Raw genomic sequence first — 17,336 nt, 5'->3', positions numbered from 1 at the left:
CGTCTGCTGGACACATATCTGGAGGAAACAACATGATTCTTATCGTATTTGGCGTTCTCGCCGTCGCATTCTTCGCCTGCATGATTTTCTTGAAGCGCAGCCGGCTGCGCAAGGCCCTGGTAGCAACTACAGGCGCGCTCCTGGCCGTCTGTGCCGTTTTACTAACGCTCACCATGCTGAATGGCTTCGGCTTCCAAAAGACGACCAAGACCACCCAAACCGCCTTTGCGGAATCAACTAAGGTAACCAAGAACGGTAGCGGCAAGACCTTCAGTGTCACCGTTAAAGACCCCAGCGGCCGCAAAACCACCTACAAGAATGACGGCGGCAACCTGATTGTTAAACTGCACAAGGGCAACGTGGCGATGATGGAATCTAAAATCACCACGCAAAAGGCCGAGAACAGTTTCGTCAAGTTCATGTACATGTTCACCGGCATGGACGGCAAGACCACCAAGAGCTACGCGGATATCTCCATTCCGACCTGGACCACTAAGTAGGCACACAAAAAGACCAGCCCGGCAATATTGCCGAGCTGGTCTTTTAATTTGCTTTAGTTTTAAAAAGCAGCGGTCAATTGTGGGACAACCTGCTTCTTCCGGGAAACAACGCCTGGCAAGTCCATCCGCTTGTTCGCGTCGAACTGCTTGCCAAATGCTGCTTCAACCTTGTCCGTAGCCCCGAGTGCAATCCCGACAGAGTTGCTGTTCAGGATGTCGGTGGCAACAGTCAGGAACAAACCGTAGCCGTCAGCGTCAACTTCGGCCTGCATTGCAGCCTCGATGGCGTCCTGACGTGCGTAGATTTCGTTCAGGTCAACGGTGTTGATCTGGGCAACACGAACCTTGGTGCCGTTCATGTCGAACGTCTTGGCGTCGCCGTCAATGAGGTCCTTGTCCGTGCGGGCAGCCAGGTTGGTGCCGGCCTTCAGCATATTCAGACCGTATTCGGACAGGTCGATACCCGCAATCTGCTGGAGTTCAGCGAAGATCTGCTTGTCGCGGGCAGTGGTTGTTGGGCTCTTCAGCAGCAAGGTGTCAGAGATCAGACCGGAAGCCATCAAACCAGCAGTTGTTGGGGTAATTTCAAAACCTGCGTCCTGGTACATGCCGTAGATGATGGACTGGCAGCTACCCAGAGGCTGGATGTTCATGTACAGTGGTGCTGCTGTTTCGAAGTTGGCAACCCGGTGGTGGTCAATGACCTTCGCGATGGTGACTTCGGCGCGGTCGTCAACGGACTGCTGGGCTTCGTTGTGGTCAACCAGTTCAACGGTATCTGTTTCAGGAGCAGCCTTCGTGATGACCCGTGGTGCTTCAACCTTGAAGAAGTCGAGGGCGTACTTGGTCTCGTCGTTTGGCGTACCCAGTGCAACACCTTCAACGTCGGTGTTGCCGCTAAGCTTTTCGTACTGCGCAAAGGTAATTGCGGAAGTAATTGCATCTGTATCTGGGCTCTTGTGCCCGAAAATCAAAGTAGACATGAACAAATCTCCTTAAACGTATTTAGATTAATTGTGAGCGCAACGTCGGCCACGGTCAAGTTTAAAATGGCAAATCGCACAAAATTTCTGCTCCTGCCCCAATATTATCCCGCTTAATGGCCCTGAACGCAAAAAATCGACCCGGGGCCGATTTTTATGCGTAGTTTACTTGTTTGAATCTGCGAGCATCCGGCCACTGTCCTTAACGATGCGGGACAGGTAGTCTTCTTCAGCCAGGTATGCATCCAGTTCATCCAGGAAGTTGGCAATACGTGGAATCTGGTCCTTACCCTTACGGAAGACGAAGCTGAGCTCGAAGTTAATCGCAGGCTCGAAGCTCGCTGCTTCCGCCGTGATTTCGTTCTTGTGGGCCACGTAGAAACTAGCTGGCAGTGCCGTGTCCACATTCGTCCGGTTGGAGAATTCCGCAATCTGGAACGGCGTAGTGAACTGCGCAACGGGCTTAGGCAGCGTCACGAGCTGGTTCTTGTACATTTCCCGCATCAGGTGCGCCAGGAAGTAATCGTCCGGGTAGGAAACCCATGGGCGGTTGTCCACGGTTTCGTTGAAGGAAACCGTGTCGCGGCCCGCGAGCACGTCATCGTGGTGCAAGAACATCAGCTGTTCGTTGAAGATGGTCCGGGATTCGTATGGCTTCCAGTTCTTGATGGAGTCATCTGGCAGGTACATTACGGCCAGGTCGATTTGGTTGTTTTCGAGGCGTTCCCAGATTTCGCGCCGAGTCATCATCCGGAAGTTCACGTTGATGTCTGGGTGCATCTTGTAGTACTTCGCAATGAACGCGTTGAAGACAGAATCCTCGATGGAAGCCAGGAACCCAACGGAAATCGCACCAGAAGTAGCACTAGTTGACCGCTGAATTTCGTCGGTCGCCTGGTTGAGCACTTCATAGATTTCCTGCGTTGCGGCGAGCATCGTTGCCCCAGCATCGGATAAGTGCAGCTTCTTGCCGACGGAGAAGAACAGTGGTGCCCCAACCGTCCGTTCGAGCTTCTTAATCTGCTGCGTCAGTGCTGGTTGCGTAATCCCCAGAATCTGCGCCGCCTGCGTGTAGTTCATGGTTTCAGCGAGCTGGAGGAAATAGCTGAGCGTCTTTGAAGAAAAGATGTTTTCCTGCTTGGTTTTCATCGTTATGCTCCTTTGGCTGATGATTTTGCACCGCAATGTCGGTGCCCCGAATGCCAACCTTTTAACAATAACTATAAGATAATCGTTAACATTTAGCAAGCGTGCCGCACAAAAAGTTTATGCAAATGTGCAAGTTTCTCGGGTGCACATTAAGCCAGTCATTAGCGCGGCCTGCAGAATCATCTGTGGCCGGTTTGGGCCAGCAAAAAAGGTGGCATGCATCGCTGCACGCCACCTTAAGCTCGGCTAAAAGCCTTTTATAACAATGTTTCGCACTGCCGCACGTGCACGTATTGGGGTTCACCCACCGTGTCCGTGTCGAGGACAAACGAACCATTCCCGAATCGATCACCAGTTGGGTGATTGGCTGGATTGATGGTTGTAATCGTGCTATCTGCCGTCAAAACATCCAAGACCGTTCCATCTGTCACGGACCGGGCCGCAACAATTCGGTGCGGACTCTTCTTCAGTTCACGCAGAATCTGCAGACCGCGCTTGGCCCGACTCGTCGGCATGACTTCGCTGATTGGCATCTGCTTGAACGCCCCGCGCTGGGTAACAATCGCGACCACCTGATCGGTATTGTCTGCCAGCACGAAGTCAGCAACCGTATCGTCGTCCTTGAGGTTAATCATCTTCACCCCACCGGCACGCGCACCGGTCACTGGCACTTCACTGGCGCTGAACGTCAATCCGTAACCCTTGGTCGTAGCCGCAAAAATCAGCTGGTCAGCGGCGCTTTCAGTGTAGTAGACGTCCGTCACGTGGGCATCCCCCTTCACCTTCATCGCCATCATCGGCTTGCTGCGGTAGGTTCGGGTCGGCTGCAGGTCAGCCAGACTGGTCTGCTTAATCATCCCGTCGCTGGTCCCCAGAACGAAGGTGCCGGGCAGCGTCAGGTCCTTGAACGCGTACACGGCGAGCACCGTTTCCGCACTCCCGAGTCCCACTGTCTGGCTCAGATGTTCACCGGAGTCTTTCCAGCGCGCATCAGTCAGTTCGTGCACTGGCCGGTAAATAACGTTCCCGAGGCTGGTGAAGATGTACAGGTGATCCAGCGTCGACTGGGCGCCTTCGAACATCACGAAGTCCTCGTCCTTCAGCCCGTTTTGTGCGGCGTCGACGGCCTGGTAACTCCGCAAACTGCTACGCTTAACGTAACCGTCGCGGGAAACCAGTACCATCACCTGTTCGTCCGGCACAACCACGGTCGTGTCGACTTCCAGGGTTTCGACCTCGTTTTCAATCACACTCTTGCGGGGCGTGCTGTATTCCTGGCCAATCCGCTGTAGTTCCTTGCGAATCACCCGGTCGCGGACAGTGGGGTCACTCAGGATTTCCTGGTATTCAGCAATTGCCTGCGCCAGTTCCGCCGCTTCCTTTTGGAGGGCGGTGATATCCGTGTTGGTCAAACGGTACAGCTGCAAGGACACGATGGCTTCGGCCTGTTCAACCGTGAAGTCGTACTGGGCAACCAAGTTGTTCTTGGCATCCCCCTTATCCTTGCTGGCGCGAATCGTCTTGATGACCTGATCCAGAATCGACAGGGCCTTCATCAGCCCTTGCACGATGTGTTCCCGCGCCTGGGCCTTTTTCAGGTCGAACTGGGCACGCTTGGTCACGATGTCGCGCCGGTGCGCCAAGTAAGCTTCCAGCATCGGCTTGAGGCCGAGCTGCTTCGGCTGCAAGTCGGCGATGGCGACCATGTTGAAGTTGTAGGTAACCTGTAAGTCCGTGTTCTTGAACAGGTAGGTCAAAATACCTTCAGCGTTGGCGTCCTTCTTCAGCTCAATGACCACGGACAGACCGAACCGATCACTTTCATCCCGCACTTCACTGATGCCGTCAACCTTCTTCGCCAAACGCAGGTCGTCAATCCGCTTAATCATGGCGGCCTTGTTCACTTCGTATGGTAATTCAGAGACGACAATCTGCTGGCGGTGACCGCGCACATCAACAATCTTGGTCTTGGAGCGAACCACAATGCGGCCACGACCAGTCTGGTAGGCCTTCTTGATGCCATCTAGGCCCTGAATAATCCCGCCAGTGGGAAAGTCTGGCCCCTTCACGGCGGTCATCAGTTCATCGAGCGTGGCGTCCGGGTTGTCCATCAGCAGTTGCAGTGCCTCGATGACTTCACCCAGGTTGTGCGGCGGAATTTCCGTTGCGTACCCGGCCGAAATCCCGGTCGCACCATTGACGAGCAGGTTCGGAAACGCCGCGGGCAGCACAGTTGGTTCCTGCAGGGTGTCATCGAAGTTGAGGACCATATCCACGGTCTCTTTGTCGATGTCCTTCAGCATTTCCCCCGAAATCTTAGACAAACGGGCTTCCGTGTACCGCATTGCGGCAGGCGGATCCCCGTCCATCGACCCGTTGTTCCCGTGCATCTCAATCAACGGCAGGCGCAACTTCCAGTCTTGGGACAGACGCACCATTGCTTCATAGATGGAACTATCACCGTGGGGGTGGAAGTTACCCATGACGTTCCCAACCGACTTAGCGGACTTGCGGAACCCCTTATCGTAGGTGTTCCCGTCCCGGTTCATCGCGTACAGAATCCGCCGCTGCACGGGTTTGAGCCCGTCGCGCACGTCAGGCAGGGCCCGTTCTTGAATGATATATTTCGAATAACGGCCGAAACGGTCACCCATGACCTCTTCAAGCGTTAATTCTTGAACTTGATTTGCCATCGATTACTTTCCTTTCCGCTTGAGCTGCTTCTTCAGGGTTTGCGCGCCAAACTGAATGTTCTCGTGGTCACTCGTGCCGGTTTCCAGAATTGAGCCTTCTTCATCGAGCGTAAACTGGACGTTCTTCTCAATCCATTCCCGCCGGGGTTCAACCTTGTCGCCCATGAGCGTCGTCACGCGGCGTTCAGCCAGCTGGGCATCATCAATCCGCACCCGAATCAGAGTCCGAGTCTCCGGGTTCATGGTCGTTTCCCACAACTGGTCCGCGTTCATTTCCCCCAGCCCCTTGAACCGGGTCAAGGTGTAGCCACGGCCCATGGCCTTAACTTCCTTCTCGAGCTCCGCATCCGTCCAGGCGTAGCGAATCTCGGTCTTCGCACCTGCGCCCTTAGACAGCCGGTACAGTGGGGGCAAGGCAATGTAGACCTTGCCGGCATCAATGAGCGGCCGCATGTAGCGGTAGAAGAAAGTCAGCAGCAGAATCTGAATGTGCGCCCCGTCGGTATCCGCATCGGTCATGATGATGACTTTATCGTAGTTACAGCTCTTAATGTCAAAGTCGCTGCCGACGCCCGCACCAATCGTGTAGATCATAGTGTTGATTTCTTCGTTCTTCACGATGTCCTGCAACTTGGCCTTCTGCGTGTTCAGCACCTTCCCGCGCAAAGGCAGGATGGCCTGGAACTTCCGGTCACGCCCCTGCTTAGCAGAACCGCCGGCGGAGTCCCCTTCGACCAGGTACAGTTCGTTCTTCGCGGCATTCTTACTCTGGGCCGGCGTTAATTTGCCTGAAAGAACGCCCTGGTCCTTCTTCTTCTTCTTCCCGGTGCGGGATTCATCGCGCGCTTTACGGGCCGCTTCCCGGGCTTCCCGGGCGCGCAGGGCCTTCTTCACGAGCTCTTGCGCTGCATCCCCAGCCTCCATGAGCCAGAAGGACAGCTGCTCGTACACGACGCTGTCGACCACGGGCCGGGCCTGCTGCGTGCCGAGCTTGCCCTTAGTTTGGCCTTCGAACTGGAGCAGCTCTTCTGGAATGCGCACTGACAGCACCCCAGCAAGGCCTTCGCGGACGTCGCTACCCTCGAGGTTCTTGTCACGATCCTTGAGCAGGTTAACCTTGCGCGCGAAATCGTTGAATGCGCGGGTAATCCCGCTGCGCAACCCAGTTTCGTGGGTCCCACCATCACCAGTCCGGACGTTGTTGACGAACGAGATGATGTTTTCGGAATAGCCGTCATTGTATTGGCCGGCAAAATCGACGACAATCCCGTCTTTTTCGCCCTCGAACTGCATGACTTCCGACATGGCGTCCTTACCTTCGTTCAGGTAAGCCACGAAGCTCTTGAGGCCGTCTGGATAGTGGTAAGTCTCAGCGCGTCCTTCGCCCCGTTCGTCGGTTAAGGTAATCGTGATGTCCTTGAGTAAGAACGCCGATTCACGCAGACGTTCAGCGAGCGTGTCGAAGTTGTAGACGGTGGTGGAGAAAATTGTGGGGTCGGGCTTGAACGTCAGCGTGGTCCCATTGGGTTCGCGCACCTTACCCAACTTTTGCAGGCCCCCATCTGGATGCCCCCCATTAATGAAGTTCTCCATGTAGGCTTGTCCGTCACGAACAACGCGCACGGTGAGGGATTCACTGAGCGCGTTGACCACAGACGAGCCAACCCCGTGCAGCCCCCCAGACGTCTTGTAGGAGTTCTGGCTGAACTTCCCGCCGGCGTGCAGCACCGTGAGGATGACCTCAATGGTCGGCTTACCGCTGGCGTGCATCCCGGTCGGCATTCCCCGCCCGTGGTCGACAACGGTAATTGAATTATCTTTATGAATCGTTACGGCAATGACATCCCCGTAACCCGCGAGTGCTTCATCGACAGCATTATCGACGATTTCGTAAACCAGGTGGTGCAGACCGCGGCCGTCGGTGGACCCGATGTACATCCCGGGCCGTTTGCGGACCGCTTCAAGTCCTTCCAGAACCTGAATGGACGAGTCTGTATATGTTTCGCTTGACTTAGCCATCATCTAACCTCTCTTCAACAGCAATACTTTAACTTTACACCATGGTCGCGCCTTAGTGAATTTATTTTTGATGACAAAAACGGCGCGTAAGTCGCGTAACGCTTTTCGCAGCAGGCGAAAATACGTTCGTAAGCCAAGCCAGTTTACCGCTTTTGCCGCCGCTATGTCAAAAATACCCGTTAGCTTGGGCTGCCAGAGCCGGCTATGCATAACTTGCAAACTCAAGTCCAAGATAATGCAAAACACACTACTGCTACGGCGCAAAAAATGCTAAACTGAAGGTCTTGGAAAGGAGTGGCAGCATGCTACTAGCGCTATCATTTGTGCTCGCATATCTTATTGGATCAATCCCGTCCGGAGTTTGGGTTGGTAGAGTATTCTGCCACAAGGACCCGCGGGATGCCGGTAGTCACAACATCGGCACCACGAACGCTTACCGGGTGCTCGGCGCCAAAGCCGGCACCGTCGTCCTCGCCATGGACATCCTGAAGGGCACGCTCGGCGCCAGCTTACCAGCCATGTTCGGTTACCACCAGCACTGGCTCGTTCTGGTCTGCGGGGTTGCGGCCGTGATTGGGCACACCATGAGCATCTTCATTCACTTCAAGGGCGGCAAGGCCGTGGCCACCAGCGCCGGCATCCTGCTCGCGTACAACCCCATCTTGTTCTTAGTGGCATCCGGGCTGTTCGTTTCCCTTATCTTCCTCACGTCGATGGTTAGTTTCGCCAGCATCTTCGCGATTGCCATCTTCACCGTGATTGCAGCCGTGCTGCAGGACTGGGTGCTCACAGCCATCGCCGGCGCCCTCACCATTGTCTTCATCGTGCGTCACATTCCGAACATCAAACGGATGCTGCAACACAACGAGAACATGGTGCCGTTCGGCCTGGGGTACTGGCACAAGCATAAAGCAAAATAGATTATTCATCGGACTGACCACTGCGGCCAGTCCTTTTATTTTGGCCAGCCACGTAAAAACGACCCGCACATTGCATTGCTGCACTGCATCGGGTCGTTTCTGCTTGAAGCGTTAATCTAGAATGCCGAAATCTTGAAGCCGGCGTCAAAACTGGCACCACCGGCAAGCTTGTTGATGCCGCGCTTGGTCTTGAAGTTGCCGTCCGTAGTGGTGTCATCCGCAACGCCCCACCATGGTTCGATGCAGCAGAATGCACCTGGGGTTGGGTAGTTGGACCACACACCCACGTAAGGCGCACCGGTAACGCTCAGGGTGACCCCGTGCTGGTCCTTAGGGGATGACAGCGTCATGTCGGTCTGATCGCCGTCCAGCACGTAGATGAGGGCGTCGTCCTTGAACAGTTCCAGGCTCAGTGGCAGCTTGTTTTCGTTGACGGTCTTGCCGTTAGCGAAGTCAGCGTACTTGCCTTCGAGGCCCACGCGTGTGCGCTGCTTTTCGGGCTTGAAGCTGAAGTTGTAGTCGTCAAACTTGAGCCCCGATGTCAGTGGAATGTTGAACGCTGGGTGGGCACCAATACTGAAGTACATCTCACCCGTCGCCGGGTTCTCCACGTGGTAGGCAACAGTCAAATCGTGTCCGTCCAGCGTGTAGGTCAAAACCAGCCGGAACGCGTATGGGTACTTGGCGTGGGTGGTCTCGTTGTCGGTCAGCTCCAGCGATACCGTGGAATCTTCGTGCTTAATGACGGTGAAATCGAGGTCGCGGGCAAAGCCGTGACGGGTCATGTGGTAGGTCTTGCCGTCAACGGTGTACTCATCATCCTTAAGTGCCCCGACGATTGGGAACAGCACTGGTGCGTGCCGCGCCCAAACCTTGGGGTCCGCCTGCCACATGTATTCCGTGCCGTCCGTCTTGTTCACGAGTGATGCGAGTTCGGCACCGTGCAGGTTGATTTCTGCCGCCAAGAACTCATTTTCAATTTTGACCATGTTGAATGTGCCTCCAGTAAGTAAATTGATTCAAAACATTACTTCCATTGTAGCGCATACAATGCCCAGGCGCAGGCTTTTTTCACAATTGGTCCGTTTTACCCCCCCTTTTGCGGCCACAATAAAACCGCACTGGTGGTGACCAGTGCGGTTCGCAGTTCAATTCAGAGTTACAGAATGTACTTACTCATGTCGGTATCATCAGCAATCTTGCCGACCTTGTCGTCCACGTACTGCTCAGTGATGGTGATGTCACCCATCTGCATGTCTGGGCCTTCGTAGAGGATGTCCTCTAGCAGTTTTTCGAGGATGGTCGCCAGCCGCCGAGCCCCGATGTTCTCCTGGGTCGTGTTGACGGTTGCCGCGATGTGGGCAATCTTGGCGACAGCTTCCTGGGTGAAGGTAATCTTCACGCCATCCGCGCCGATAAGGGCCATGTACTGCTTGGTCAGGGCGTTGTCGGGCTCGGTGAGAATCCGGACAAAGTCAGATTCGGTCAGGTCCTTTAGTTCCACCCGGATGGGGAAACGTCCTTGGAGTTCAGCAATCAGATCACTCGGTTTTGCCTCCGCGAACGCCCCGGAACCGATGAACAACATGTGGTCGGTGTTGACCGCCCCATATTTGGTGTTCACCTGGGAGCCTTCAACGATTGGCAGGATGTCCCGCTGCACCCCTTCACGGGAAACTTCACCGGAGCCACTTTGCTTACGGCCAGTGGCAATCTTGTCAATTTCGTCGATGAAGATAATCCCGGAGTTCTCGGCCCGGGTAATGGCCGCGTGGTTAATGTCGGCGGTGTTGACGAGCTTGGCGGATTCTTCCTTGATGAAGACCTCCCGCGCCTCCGCAACGGTCATCGTCCGTTCAACCATCTTCTGCGGCATCATGGAACCGAGCGTGGCCGACAGGTCGATGCCCATCTGGCCGTACGTATCGCCCATCCCCCCAGCTGGCTTTTCTTCAGCCACCCGGACGGTGAGCTCACGGTCTTCGAGCAGACCCTTGGCTAGCTGTTCAGCCACGGTCAGGCGCTGGTTGCGAATCTCGTCATTCACTTCATCGGGTTCTTCGGTCTTTGGTTCCTCGCCCTTCTGGATGGCGTTAAACATGTTCATCATGTCGGCCATCGTGTTCTGGCGCTTTTCCTTCTTGATACCAGGCACAAGCAGCTTCACCAGCCGCTTGTCGGCCGCCTGACTCGCCCGCGCGCGGACGGTCTTGTACTGATCGTCTTCTTCCATCTTCACCGCCACGTCGAGCAGGTCGCGGACCATGGATTCCACATCCCGGCCGACATAACCGACCTCGGTGAACTTGGTCGCTTCGACCTTCACGAACGGCGCGTTGACAATCTTGGCCAGCCGCCGGGCAATTTCGGTTTTCCCGACCCCGGTAGGCCCAATCATGAGCAGATTCTTCGGGGTAATGTCCTGCTGCATCTTCGCGCTCAGTTGCATCCGGCGCCAGCGGTTGTACAGTGCAACCGCAACGGCCTTTTTGGCCTCGTCTTGGCCGATGACGTACTTGTCCAGTTCGCCAACGATTTCTTTAGGTGTTTGCATAGAGTTCCTCCGCTTCGTCTAGAAAGATTCGACCTTGATGTTCTCGTTCGTGAAAATGTCAATGGTGCTGGCAATCTTCACGGCTTCCTGCGCGATGGCGGAAGCATCCATGTCGTCGGTGTGGCGAATCATCGCGACCGCGGCGGCCTGGGCGAAGTTACCACCAGAACCAATGGCCACCACGTCTTCGTCTGGGGCAATGACTTCCCCGCTCCCGGAAATCAGGAGCAGCTCGTGTTCGTCCATCGCAATCAGCATGGCTTCCAGCTTCTGGAGCGATGGGTCTTTGCGCCAGTCTTGGGCCAAGGCAACGGCACTACGGCGCAGGTTACCCTGGAACAATTCCAGCTTCTTTTCAAGCCATTCCTGGAGGGTGATGGCGTCGGCGACCCCACCAGCAAACCCGATGACGACCTTACCGTCATAAATCCGGCGAATCTTCTGGGCCGTGCCCTTCATGATGACCTTCTCACCCATTGTGACCTGGCCATCACCCGCGATGGCGGTGTGCCCATTTTTGCGTACAGCTGCAATTGTTGTCATTGTAATCCTTCTTTCTCGTGGTTAACGGCGCATATCGCTGCGCCAGTGCGTACTAATTATCCTACGCATGATTTTATCGGAAAACATCGTTCTTTAGTCTGAATGTGACGGCGTGTCATCGTGGTGGCCCGGGAAGTACTTCATGTAGTCATTCACCAAATGCTCGGTGGTCACGTGCGTGTAGATCTGCGTGGTGGACAGACTGCTGTGACCAAGCAACTCCTGCACGGTACGCAAATCGGCGCCGTGGTCGAGCATGTGGGTGGCAAAACTGTGCCGCAGCATGTGGGGATGAATCTTAGCGGTCAGGCTCGTTTGCTTAATGACCTGGTCCAAAATATACTCAATTCCGCGCGGCGTCAGTGGCTTACCGTGCTGGTTCAAGAATACGTGGGGCTCAACCAACCCGCGCACCCCGGCTAGTTCCATCCGGACCGTATCCAGATACCGGTGCAACGCCTTGGCGCACCGCTGCCCGAACACGACGTAGCGATCCTTGTCCCCCTTCCCGTGAATCAGCATGGCCCCGACATTGAAGTCAATCTGCTTCAAGGTGAGGTTCGCGCATTCGGATACCCGGATGCCAGTGTCGTACAACACTTCAAGTAGGGCCCGGTTGCGAATCGTCAGTGGTTCATCCCCGCTGACCGCCTTAAATAAGGCCTCAATCTCCGGCTCAAAGAAGAACTGCGGCAGGTGGTTGTGCACCTTCTTGGTCTCCACGAGCGCAAATGGGTCTTCCTTGGCCGCGCCGATTTTCATCAAAAACTTGTACAACCCGCGCAGACTGCTTAGCTTCCGCGAAGTAGTGGCCGGGCTGTACTGTTTCTCGTTCATGTACGAAACGTAACTGGAAACCGCCACGGCGTCCACCTGAGCGAACCCGTTAAAACCGCCGCTATCTTCCATGAAGTCAACGAAGGCCTGAATGTCGCGCCGGTACGCTTTTTGCGTTTGCACGGAGTACTGACGCTCCGTGCGCAGATACTGAATGAATTGATCTAGTTCCTTAATTTCTTCCATGGCATTATTTTAACACAAAGCGCATACATTGCCCGTCCTGTCCGGTTTCGGCGCCGGTTAAATTTGCTTAACGCTGAATACAAAAAGCCGCGTGCTCTGGGCACACGGCTAAACGCAAAACGTACGGGTTTACTTTTGAATTGGTTCCTTGTAGTCGCCGTTCGGGCATGACACTTGGATGCCGGCCTTGCTGCGCTTTTCGATGAGGAAATGCTGGCAGACGGGGCAATCGCGCCCAACCGGTTTGTCCCAGGAAACAAAGTCACATTCTGGGTAGCGGTCACAACCGTAAAAGACCCGGTTGCGCTTGCTCTTGCGTTCGACAATCTGGCCCTTGTGGCACTTGGGGCAAACCACGCCAATTTCCTTGACGATGGCCTTCGTGTTGCGGCAATCTGGAAAACGGGAGCAGGCGTAAAACTTACCGTAGCGGCCCATCTTGATGACCATTGGCGCCCCGCAGATGTCACAGTTAAATCCAGCGGGCTCGTCCTTAAGCTGAACCTTCTCAATCCCGGTTTCAGCACTAGCAACTTCCTTGGCGAATGGCTTGTAGAAGCGGTCGATGACCTTGACCCACTCTTCCTTGCCGGCTTCGATGCTGTCGAGGTCGCTTTCGACCGTCGCCGTGAACTTGATGTCCACGATGTCGGGGAAGAATTCAACAATCAGGTCGTTGACGATTTCGCCAAGCTCAGTTGGTTCAAACCGGCGGGCAGCAATCTTCACGTAGTAACGCTTCTTCAGCGTTTCGATGGTTGGCGCGTACGTTGATGGCCGACCCACACCGTTTTCTTCCAGCGCCTTAACCAGGTTAGCTTCGGAATAGCGTGCTGGTGGCTGTGTGAAGTGCTGTGCGGGATCCGTCTTGGCGAGGGTGAGCTGGTCACCTTCCGCCAGTTCGGGCAATTCCTTGTCGCCGTTGTCCGTATCCCGGGAGGACACGTACAGCTTCGTGAACCCTTCGAACTTGGTGTGACTCCCGTTCGCACGGAACTGCACGCCATTTTGTTCGATACGCACTGAAACCGTGTCGACCACGGCCGGCGTCATCTCGCTCGCAACGAAGCGGGACCAGATTAGGCGGTAGAGCTTCATCTGGTCTTTGTCGAGCACCGCTTCCAGGCTCCCTGGGGTGCGCTTGGTGGAAGATGGGCGGATAGCTTCGTGGGCGTCCTGAGCGCCTTCTTGCAGCTTACCCTGCTTAATCTTCACTGCTGCGTACTCGGCGCCATATTCATTGTGAATGAACTCACTGGTTTCAGCCTTAGCGACACTCGAGACACGGGTACTGTCGGTACGCATGTAGGTAATCAGCCCCACGGTCCCGAGCTTCCCACCGAGGTTAATCCCTTCATACAGCTGCTGGGCCAGCATCATGGTCTTCCGGGCGGGGAAACCAAGCTTGCGGTTTGCTTCCTGCTGCAGGGAACTAGTGGTGAATGGCTGGGCAGGCGTCCGGCGCCGTTCTTTGCGGACAACGCTCGTGACGTTAAAGGACTGGTTCTTGTCAATGCGCTGCATGATGTCGACCACGGCGTCATTGTTTGGCAGTGGCAACTTCTTGCCGTCCACGCCGTAGAAGGAGCTGGCAAAAGCCTTGCCGCGACCCTTCTTGAACTGACCGTCAATCGTCCAGTATTCTTCCGGCTGGAACGCGTTGATTTCCTTTTCCCGGTCAATAATCAGCTTGAGCGCAACGGACTGCACGCGCCCAGCGGACAGCCCCTTCTTGACCTTCTTCCAGAGCAGCGGACTGATGGAGTAACCCACAATTCGGTCCAGCACCCGGCGTGCCTGCTGGGCATCCACCAGGTTCATGTCGATACTGCGGGGGGTCTTGAAGGCGTTCTTAACGGCGTCCTTAGTGATTTCGTTGAAGACCACCCGGTTGTTGTCCTTGGTGTCTAAGCCGAGGATATGGCAAACATGCCAAGCGATTGCTTCCCCTTCACGGTCCGGGTCAGCTGCGAGGTAGACGTGTTCTACCTTGTTTGCTTGACGCTTTAATTCTTTGATGACATCTCCCTTACCCCGAATGGAGATGTAGCGTGGTTCATAATTATTATCGAAGTCAATCCCCATCTGACTCTTGGGGAGGTCGCGAATGTGTCCAAGGCTGGCAACAACCTTGTAATTACGGCCTAAATATTTTTCAATTGTTTTTGCTTTAGCAGGGGATTCCACGATAACCAAGTTCTTGGCGGGCATGGTTGTCCTCCTTTCATTATTTACAACGAAAATGCACGCCTATCTTATGGTAGAAACGCGTTTCTGTCAAATGCTAATCGCAAAAATGTCAGCAAAATGTTCGGTTTTGGCGGTGCAAAAGCGGCGTAAAAACGCATGGTGGCGCGGTTTAAGACCCAGCTAATCGAAATAATGAATATTTGTCCAATCTGTCTTCGGTGAGACCGGGGTCGCACCATCTTCAATCAATTTGTTGGTCCCAATTCCAAGTGGATTGCGGTACTGGTTCGGGACAGCTAAAACATCCCGGCCAGATTCCAGTGCCATCGTTGCAGTAATCAGGCTGCCACTTTTTTCCGCTGCCTCCGTCACGAGTAACGTGTGGCTCAACCCGGCGATGATCCGGTTCCGGGCCACGAAGCGATACTGTTTCGGCCGCTCCCCCGGCGGATATTCGGACAGAAGCAAACCGTTAGTGGCGATTTGCTCCTGCAGCTGACGGTGTTCTGCCGGATAGTACACATCAACCCCATTAGCAATCACGGCAATCGTGCCCAGCCCGTTTTTAAGTGCCTGCCGGTGGCCCATCGAATCTGCACCGCGCGCCAGACCGGATACAATCACCGTATCGCGCTGCACCGAACCGAGTGCTTCTTCAATAACCCCAGCACTGTAGTCGGTGGCCAGCCGCGCGCCAACAATGCCCAGGCTGGGCCGCTTAAGCAAGGTCAAATCGCCCCGATAAAAGAGCACAATCGGTGGTTGGGTCAACTCGCGCAACCGTTCGGGATACGCATCATCGGTGTAAACAATATGCGCCGTCGCGTTGGCACGTGCGACCTTCTGCTGGGTTTTACTGTCCGCAAACCACGCTGCCAGCTGCCGCCGCACCTTGGGGCTGGCACATTCGATGATGGTCGCCGGTGTCAGCGGCATTTTGTTCGCCACCGCCGTCATGATTCGCCGCACCATTGCCGGGCTTGCCCCGCTTGCCATGTGCGCCCACAATAAAAAATCGCGTATTTCCATAGTGCACCTCGTCTTTCTCAGCTACACATATAGATTGCGCGATTTAGGGGCAAAACCCCCGAAACTATTTTATTTTTTTGCCAATGCATCTTGCACTGGGGCAAATGACCGCCGGTGAATCGGCGTCACGCCCAGTTTGGCCAAGCCTTCCAGGTGTGCCTTGGTCCCGTAACCCGCATTTTGCGCGAACCCGTAACCCGGATACACTTGATCGTACATCTCCATAAGCCGGTCCCGGACCACCTTAGCGACGATGCTGGCGGCCCCGATGGAAATGCTGCGGGCATCCCCTTTAATCAACTTACTCTGGGGGATGTCAACGGGCACGTGCATCGCGTCCACCAGCAGGTAGTCCGGCTGCAGGCGCAAATTGTGCACCGCATCTGCCATCGCCAGTTCGGTCGCGTGGTAAATGTTGTAGCGGTCGATTTCCGTGTTGTCGCGCACGCCAATGGCCACGGCGCGCGCATTCGTGATGATATCGGCGAACAGGGCATCCCGCCGGTGCGCAGTCAACTGCTTACTGTCATTGACAGGCACGTCAAAATTTTCGTCCAAAATCACCGCGGCGGTAATCACGGGTCCCGCCAGCGGTCCCCGCCCCACTTCATCGATGCCGGCAATGATTGGGTACGCCGGCCACAAGGAGCGTTCTAGTTTGCGGTGCTCCTCCAGCATCATCTCCTGTTGCCGCCGGTGCATCAGCTTGCGGTTGTACGCCCCCAGGAGCTTCTGCGCCCCCGCGCGCGCATCTGCGGCTAGTTCATCCAGCAGTGCTTGCGGAACCGAGTCGGCCTGTAGGAGTTGCTTGTACTCCGCCAGCGTGGTCATGCGCGGTCCTCAGGCACTTCCAGCGTGTAGCGACCCAGTTCGCCCTTACGCACGTCATTGATGAAGCGCACCGCCGTCCGGTCGAACTCCTCACCGTACGCGAACTTCTTGGTCAGCAGCTGCACGATGTCGGCCGGCCTTGACTGCATCTGCTCGTCCGTTAAACCGTAATGCTTACGCAGCACTTCTGCATAGTTTTTCTGAAAATAGCCTACGCCCCACAGTGCGACTTCATCGGCGGTGAACACCTTGTCCGCAATCGCACCGGTCAGCGCCAGCTTCATCCCAATTTCCTGGTCGTCAAATTTGGGCCACAAAATTCCGGGGGTGTCGAGCAGTTCCAGGTTGCCACTAGCCTTTAGCCACTGCTGGTTCTTGGTCACCCCGGGCCGGTTGCCAGTGATGGCGATGTTCTTTTGCACCAGCCGGTTGAGAATCGTCGACTTGCCGACGTTCGGAATCCCAATGCACATTGCGCGCACGTGCGGGTTGCGAATGCCGCGCGCACGCTTGCGGGCCAGCTTCTCGGCCAGCACCTTCTCGGCCATCTGGGGCAGTTGCTGGAGCCGTTTAGCGTGCTGGGCGTCGATGGCGATGGCTTCCCGTCCTTCCGCCTGGTACGCCGCCACCCACGCCTTGGTGCGGGCAGAATCGGCCAGGTCAGCCTTGTTCAGGATGGAAATAATCGGCTTTTGCTGCAGCATTTCCAGCAGCATTGGGTTGCGGGAAGATTCCGGTGAACGCGCATCGACCACTTCAAAGACGATGTCGACCTGCTTAATCTTTTCTGCAACCTCTCGGCGTGCTTTTTGCATATGACCGGGGAACCATTGAATATTGGGCATGAAGAGTGACCTCTGCTTTCGTTATTTGCTAGTTATTATTGTACAGGTTTTTGGGGA

The 17,336-nt window shown here is 55.3% G+C and carries 14 protein-coding genes; 2 read left to right on the top strand and 12 right to left on the bottom strand.

Annotation, left to right across the window (positions count from 1 at the left end):
• The first annotated feature begins 32 nt into the window (after positions 1–32).
• Positions 33–500 carry a hypothetical protein gene (locus tag FC18_RS03035; RefSeq protein WP_054676147.1) on the top strand — a complete coding sequence of 156 codons (468 nt, stop codon included), beginning with the start codon at positions 33–35 and terminating at the stop codon, positions 498–500.
• 59 nt (positions 501–559) lie between these two features.
• Here the strand turns inward: FC18_RS03035 and FC18_RS03030 are convergent, their stop codons facing one another.
• The 4 genes from FC18_RS03030 to parE all read right to left on the bottom strand — a co-directional run bounded on the left by FC18_RS03030 (position 560) and on the right by parE (position 7,344).
• Positions 560–1,483: a manganese-dependent inorganic pyrophosphatase gene (locus tag FC18_RS03030; protein WP_054676143.1), complete on the bottom strand. Its 924-nt coding sequence runs from the start codon at positions 1,481–1,483 to the stop codon at positions 560–562.
• A gap of 165 nt (positions 1,484–1,648) precedes the next feature.
• Positions 1,649–2,632, bottom strand: coding sequence for a LysR family transcriptional regulator (locus FC18_RS03025; RefSeq protein ID WP_054676139.1), 984 nt, complete (start codon positions 2,630–2,632; stop codon positions 1,649–1,651).
• Positions 2,633–2,889: 257 nt separating this feature from the next.
• Complete coding sequence (gene parC, locus FC18_RS03020; RefSeq protein WP_054676135.1) at positions 2,890–5,325, bottom strand: DNA topoisomerase IV subunit A; 2,436 nt, start codon at positions 5,323–5,325, stop codon at positions 2,890–2,892.
• 3 nt (positions 5,326–5,328) lie between these two features.
• Positions 5,329–7,344: a DNA topoisomerase IV subunit B gene (gene parE, locus FC18_RS03015; protein ID WP_056975423.1), complete on the bottom strand. Its 2,016-nt coding sequence runs from the start codon at positions 7,342–7,344 to the stop codon at positions 5,329–5,331.
• 302 nt (positions 7,345–7,646) lie between these two features.
• Here parE and plsY point away from each other — a divergent pair, with 302 nt between their 5' ends.
• Positions 7,647–8,264 (top strand): glycerol-3-phosphate 1-O-acyltransferase PlsY, encoded by a 618-nt coding sequence (gene plsY, locus FC18_RS03010; RefSeq protein ID WP_054676132.1) that lies wholly within the window; start codon positions 7,647–7,649, stop codon positions 8,262–8,264.
• 116 nt (positions 8,265–8,380) lie between these two features.
• On the opposite strand, the gene FC18_RS03005 is transcribed toward plsY, so the two are convergent.
• The 8 genes from FC18_RS03005 to ylqF all read right to left on the bottom strand — a co-directional run bounded on the left by FC18_RS03005 (position 8,381) and on the right by ylqF (position 17,279).
• The gene (locus tag FC18_RS03005; protein ID WP_054676130.1) at positions 8,381–9,253 is read right to left on the bottom strand and encodes an aldose 1-epimerase family protein; all 873 of its coding nucleotides are present in this window, start codon (positions 9,251–9,253) and stop codon (positions 8,381–8,383) included.
• 170 nt (positions 9,254–9,423) lie between these two features.
• A complete protein-coding gene (gene hslU / locus FC18_RS03000) occupies positions 9,424–10,818 on the bottom strand; it encodes an ATP-dependent protease ATPase subunit HslU (protein ID WP_054676127.1) in 1,395 nt (464 codons plus the stop codon).
• A gap of 18 nt (positions 10,819–10,836) precedes the next feature.
• Positions 10,837–11,361 (bottom strand): ATP-dependent protease subunit HslV, encoded by a 525-nt coding sequence (gene hslV, locus FC18_RS02995; RefSeq protein ID WP_054676124.1) that lies wholly within the window; start codon positions 11,359–11,361, stop codon positions 10,837–10,839.
• 93 nt (positions 11,362–11,454) lie between these two features.
• Complete coding sequence (xerC, locus tag FC18_RS02990; protein WP_056975464.1) at positions 11,455–12,375, bottom strand: tyrosine recombinase XerC; 921 nt, start codon at positions 12,373–12,375, stop codon at positions 11,455–11,457.
• A 138-nt stretch (positions 12,376–12,513) separates the two neighbouring features.
• The gene (gene topA, locus FC18_RS02985) at positions 12,514–14,595 is read right to left on the bottom strand and encodes a type I DNA topoisomerase (RefSeq protein WP_056975422.1); all 2,082 of its coding nucleotides are present in this window, start codon (positions 14,593–14,595) and stop codon (positions 12,514–12,516) included.
• A gap of 159 nt (positions 14,596–14,754) precedes the next feature.
• The gene (gene dprA / locus FC18_RS02980; protein ID WP_056975421.1) at positions 14,755–15,603 is read right to left on the bottom strand and encodes a DNA-processing protein DprA; all 849 of its coding nucleotides are present in this window, start codon (positions 15,601–15,603) and stop codon (positions 14,755–14,757) included.
• A 69-nt stretch (positions 15,604–15,672) separates the two neighbouring features.
• On the bottom strand, positions 15,673–16,434 hold the full coding sequence (locus FC18_RS02975; protein ID WP_054676121.1) for a ribonuclease HII: 762 nt from the start codon (positions 16,432–16,434) through the stop codon (positions 15,673–15,675).
• On the bottom strand, positions 16,431–17,279 hold the full coding sequence (gene ylqF / locus FC18_RS02970) for a ribosome biogenesis GTPase YlqF (RefSeq protein WP_054676118.1): 849 nt from the start codon (positions 17,277–17,279) through the stop codon (positions 16,431–16,433). The genes FC18_RS02975 and ylqF overlap by 4 nt, the downstream gene beginning before the upstream one ends.
• Positions 17,280–17,336 lie beyond the last annotated feature (57 nt).

It is taken from the genome of Lacticaseibacillus sharpeae JCM 1186 = DSM 20505 (genome assembly GCF_001436225.1).
Classification (GTDB): domain Bacteria; phylum Bacillota; class Bacilli; order Lactobacillales; family Lactobacillaceae; genus Lacticaseibacillus; species Lacticaseibacillus sharpeae.
This window is presented reverse-complemented; position numbering and strand designations above follow the sequence as displayed.

What these genes read in the sequence shown, in the direction of transcription:
- ylqF (WP_054676118.1), bottom strand. Translation starts at nt 17,279, where the DNA reads ATGCCCAATATTCAATGGTTCCCCGGTCATATGCAAAAAGCACGCCGA.
- dprA (WP_056975421.1), bottom strand. Translation starts at nt 15,603, where the DNA reads ATGGAAATACGCGATTTTTTATTGTGGGCGCACATGGCAAGCGGGGCA.
- FC18_RS03035 (WP_054676147.1), top strand. Translation starts at nt 33, where the DNA reads ATGATTCTTATCGTATTTGGCGTTCTCGCCGTCGCATTCTTCGCCTGC.
- topA (WP_056975422.1), bottom strand. Translation starts at nt 14,595, where the DNA reads ATGCCCGCCAAGAACTTGGTTATCGTGGAATCCCCTGCTAAAGCAAAA.
- FC18_RS03030 (WP_054676143.1), bottom strand. Translation starts at nt 1,483, where the DNA reads ATGTCTACTTTGATTTTCGGGCACAAGAGCCCAGATACAGATGCAATT.
- parE (WP_056975423.1), bottom strand. Translation starts at nt 7,344, where the DNA reads ATGGCTAAGTCAAGCGAAACATATACAGACTCGTCCATTCAGGTTCTG.
- hslU (WP_054676127.1), bottom strand. Translation starts at nt 10,818, where the DNA reads ATGCAAACACCTAAAGAAATCGTTGGCGAACTGGACAAGTACGTCATC.
- FC18_RS02975 (WP_054676121.1), bottom strand. Translation starts at nt 16,434, where the DNA reads ATGACCACGCTGGCGGAGTACAAGCAACTCCTACAGGCCGACTCGGTT.
- hslV (WP_054676124.1), bottom strand. Translation starts at nt 11,361, where the DNA reads ATGACAACAATTGCAGCTGTACGCAAAAATGGGCACACCGCCATCGCG.
- FC18_RS03025 (WP_054676139.1), bottom strand. Translation starts at nt 2,632, where the DNA reads ATGAAAACCAAGCAGGAAAACATCTTTTCTTCAAAGACGCTCAGCTAT.
- parC (WP_054676135.1), bottom strand. Translation starts at nt 5,325, where the DNA reads ATGGCAAATCAAGTTCAAGAATTAACGCTTGAAGAGGTCATGGGTGAC.
- FC18_RS03005 (WP_054676130.1), bottom strand. Translation starts at nt 9,253, where the DNA reads ATGGTCAAAATTGAAAATGAGTTCTTGGCGGCAGAAATCAACCTGCAC.
- plsY (WP_054676132.1), top strand. Translation starts at nt 7,647, where the DNA reads ATGCTACTAGCGCTATCATTTGTGCTCGCATATCTTATTGGATCAATC.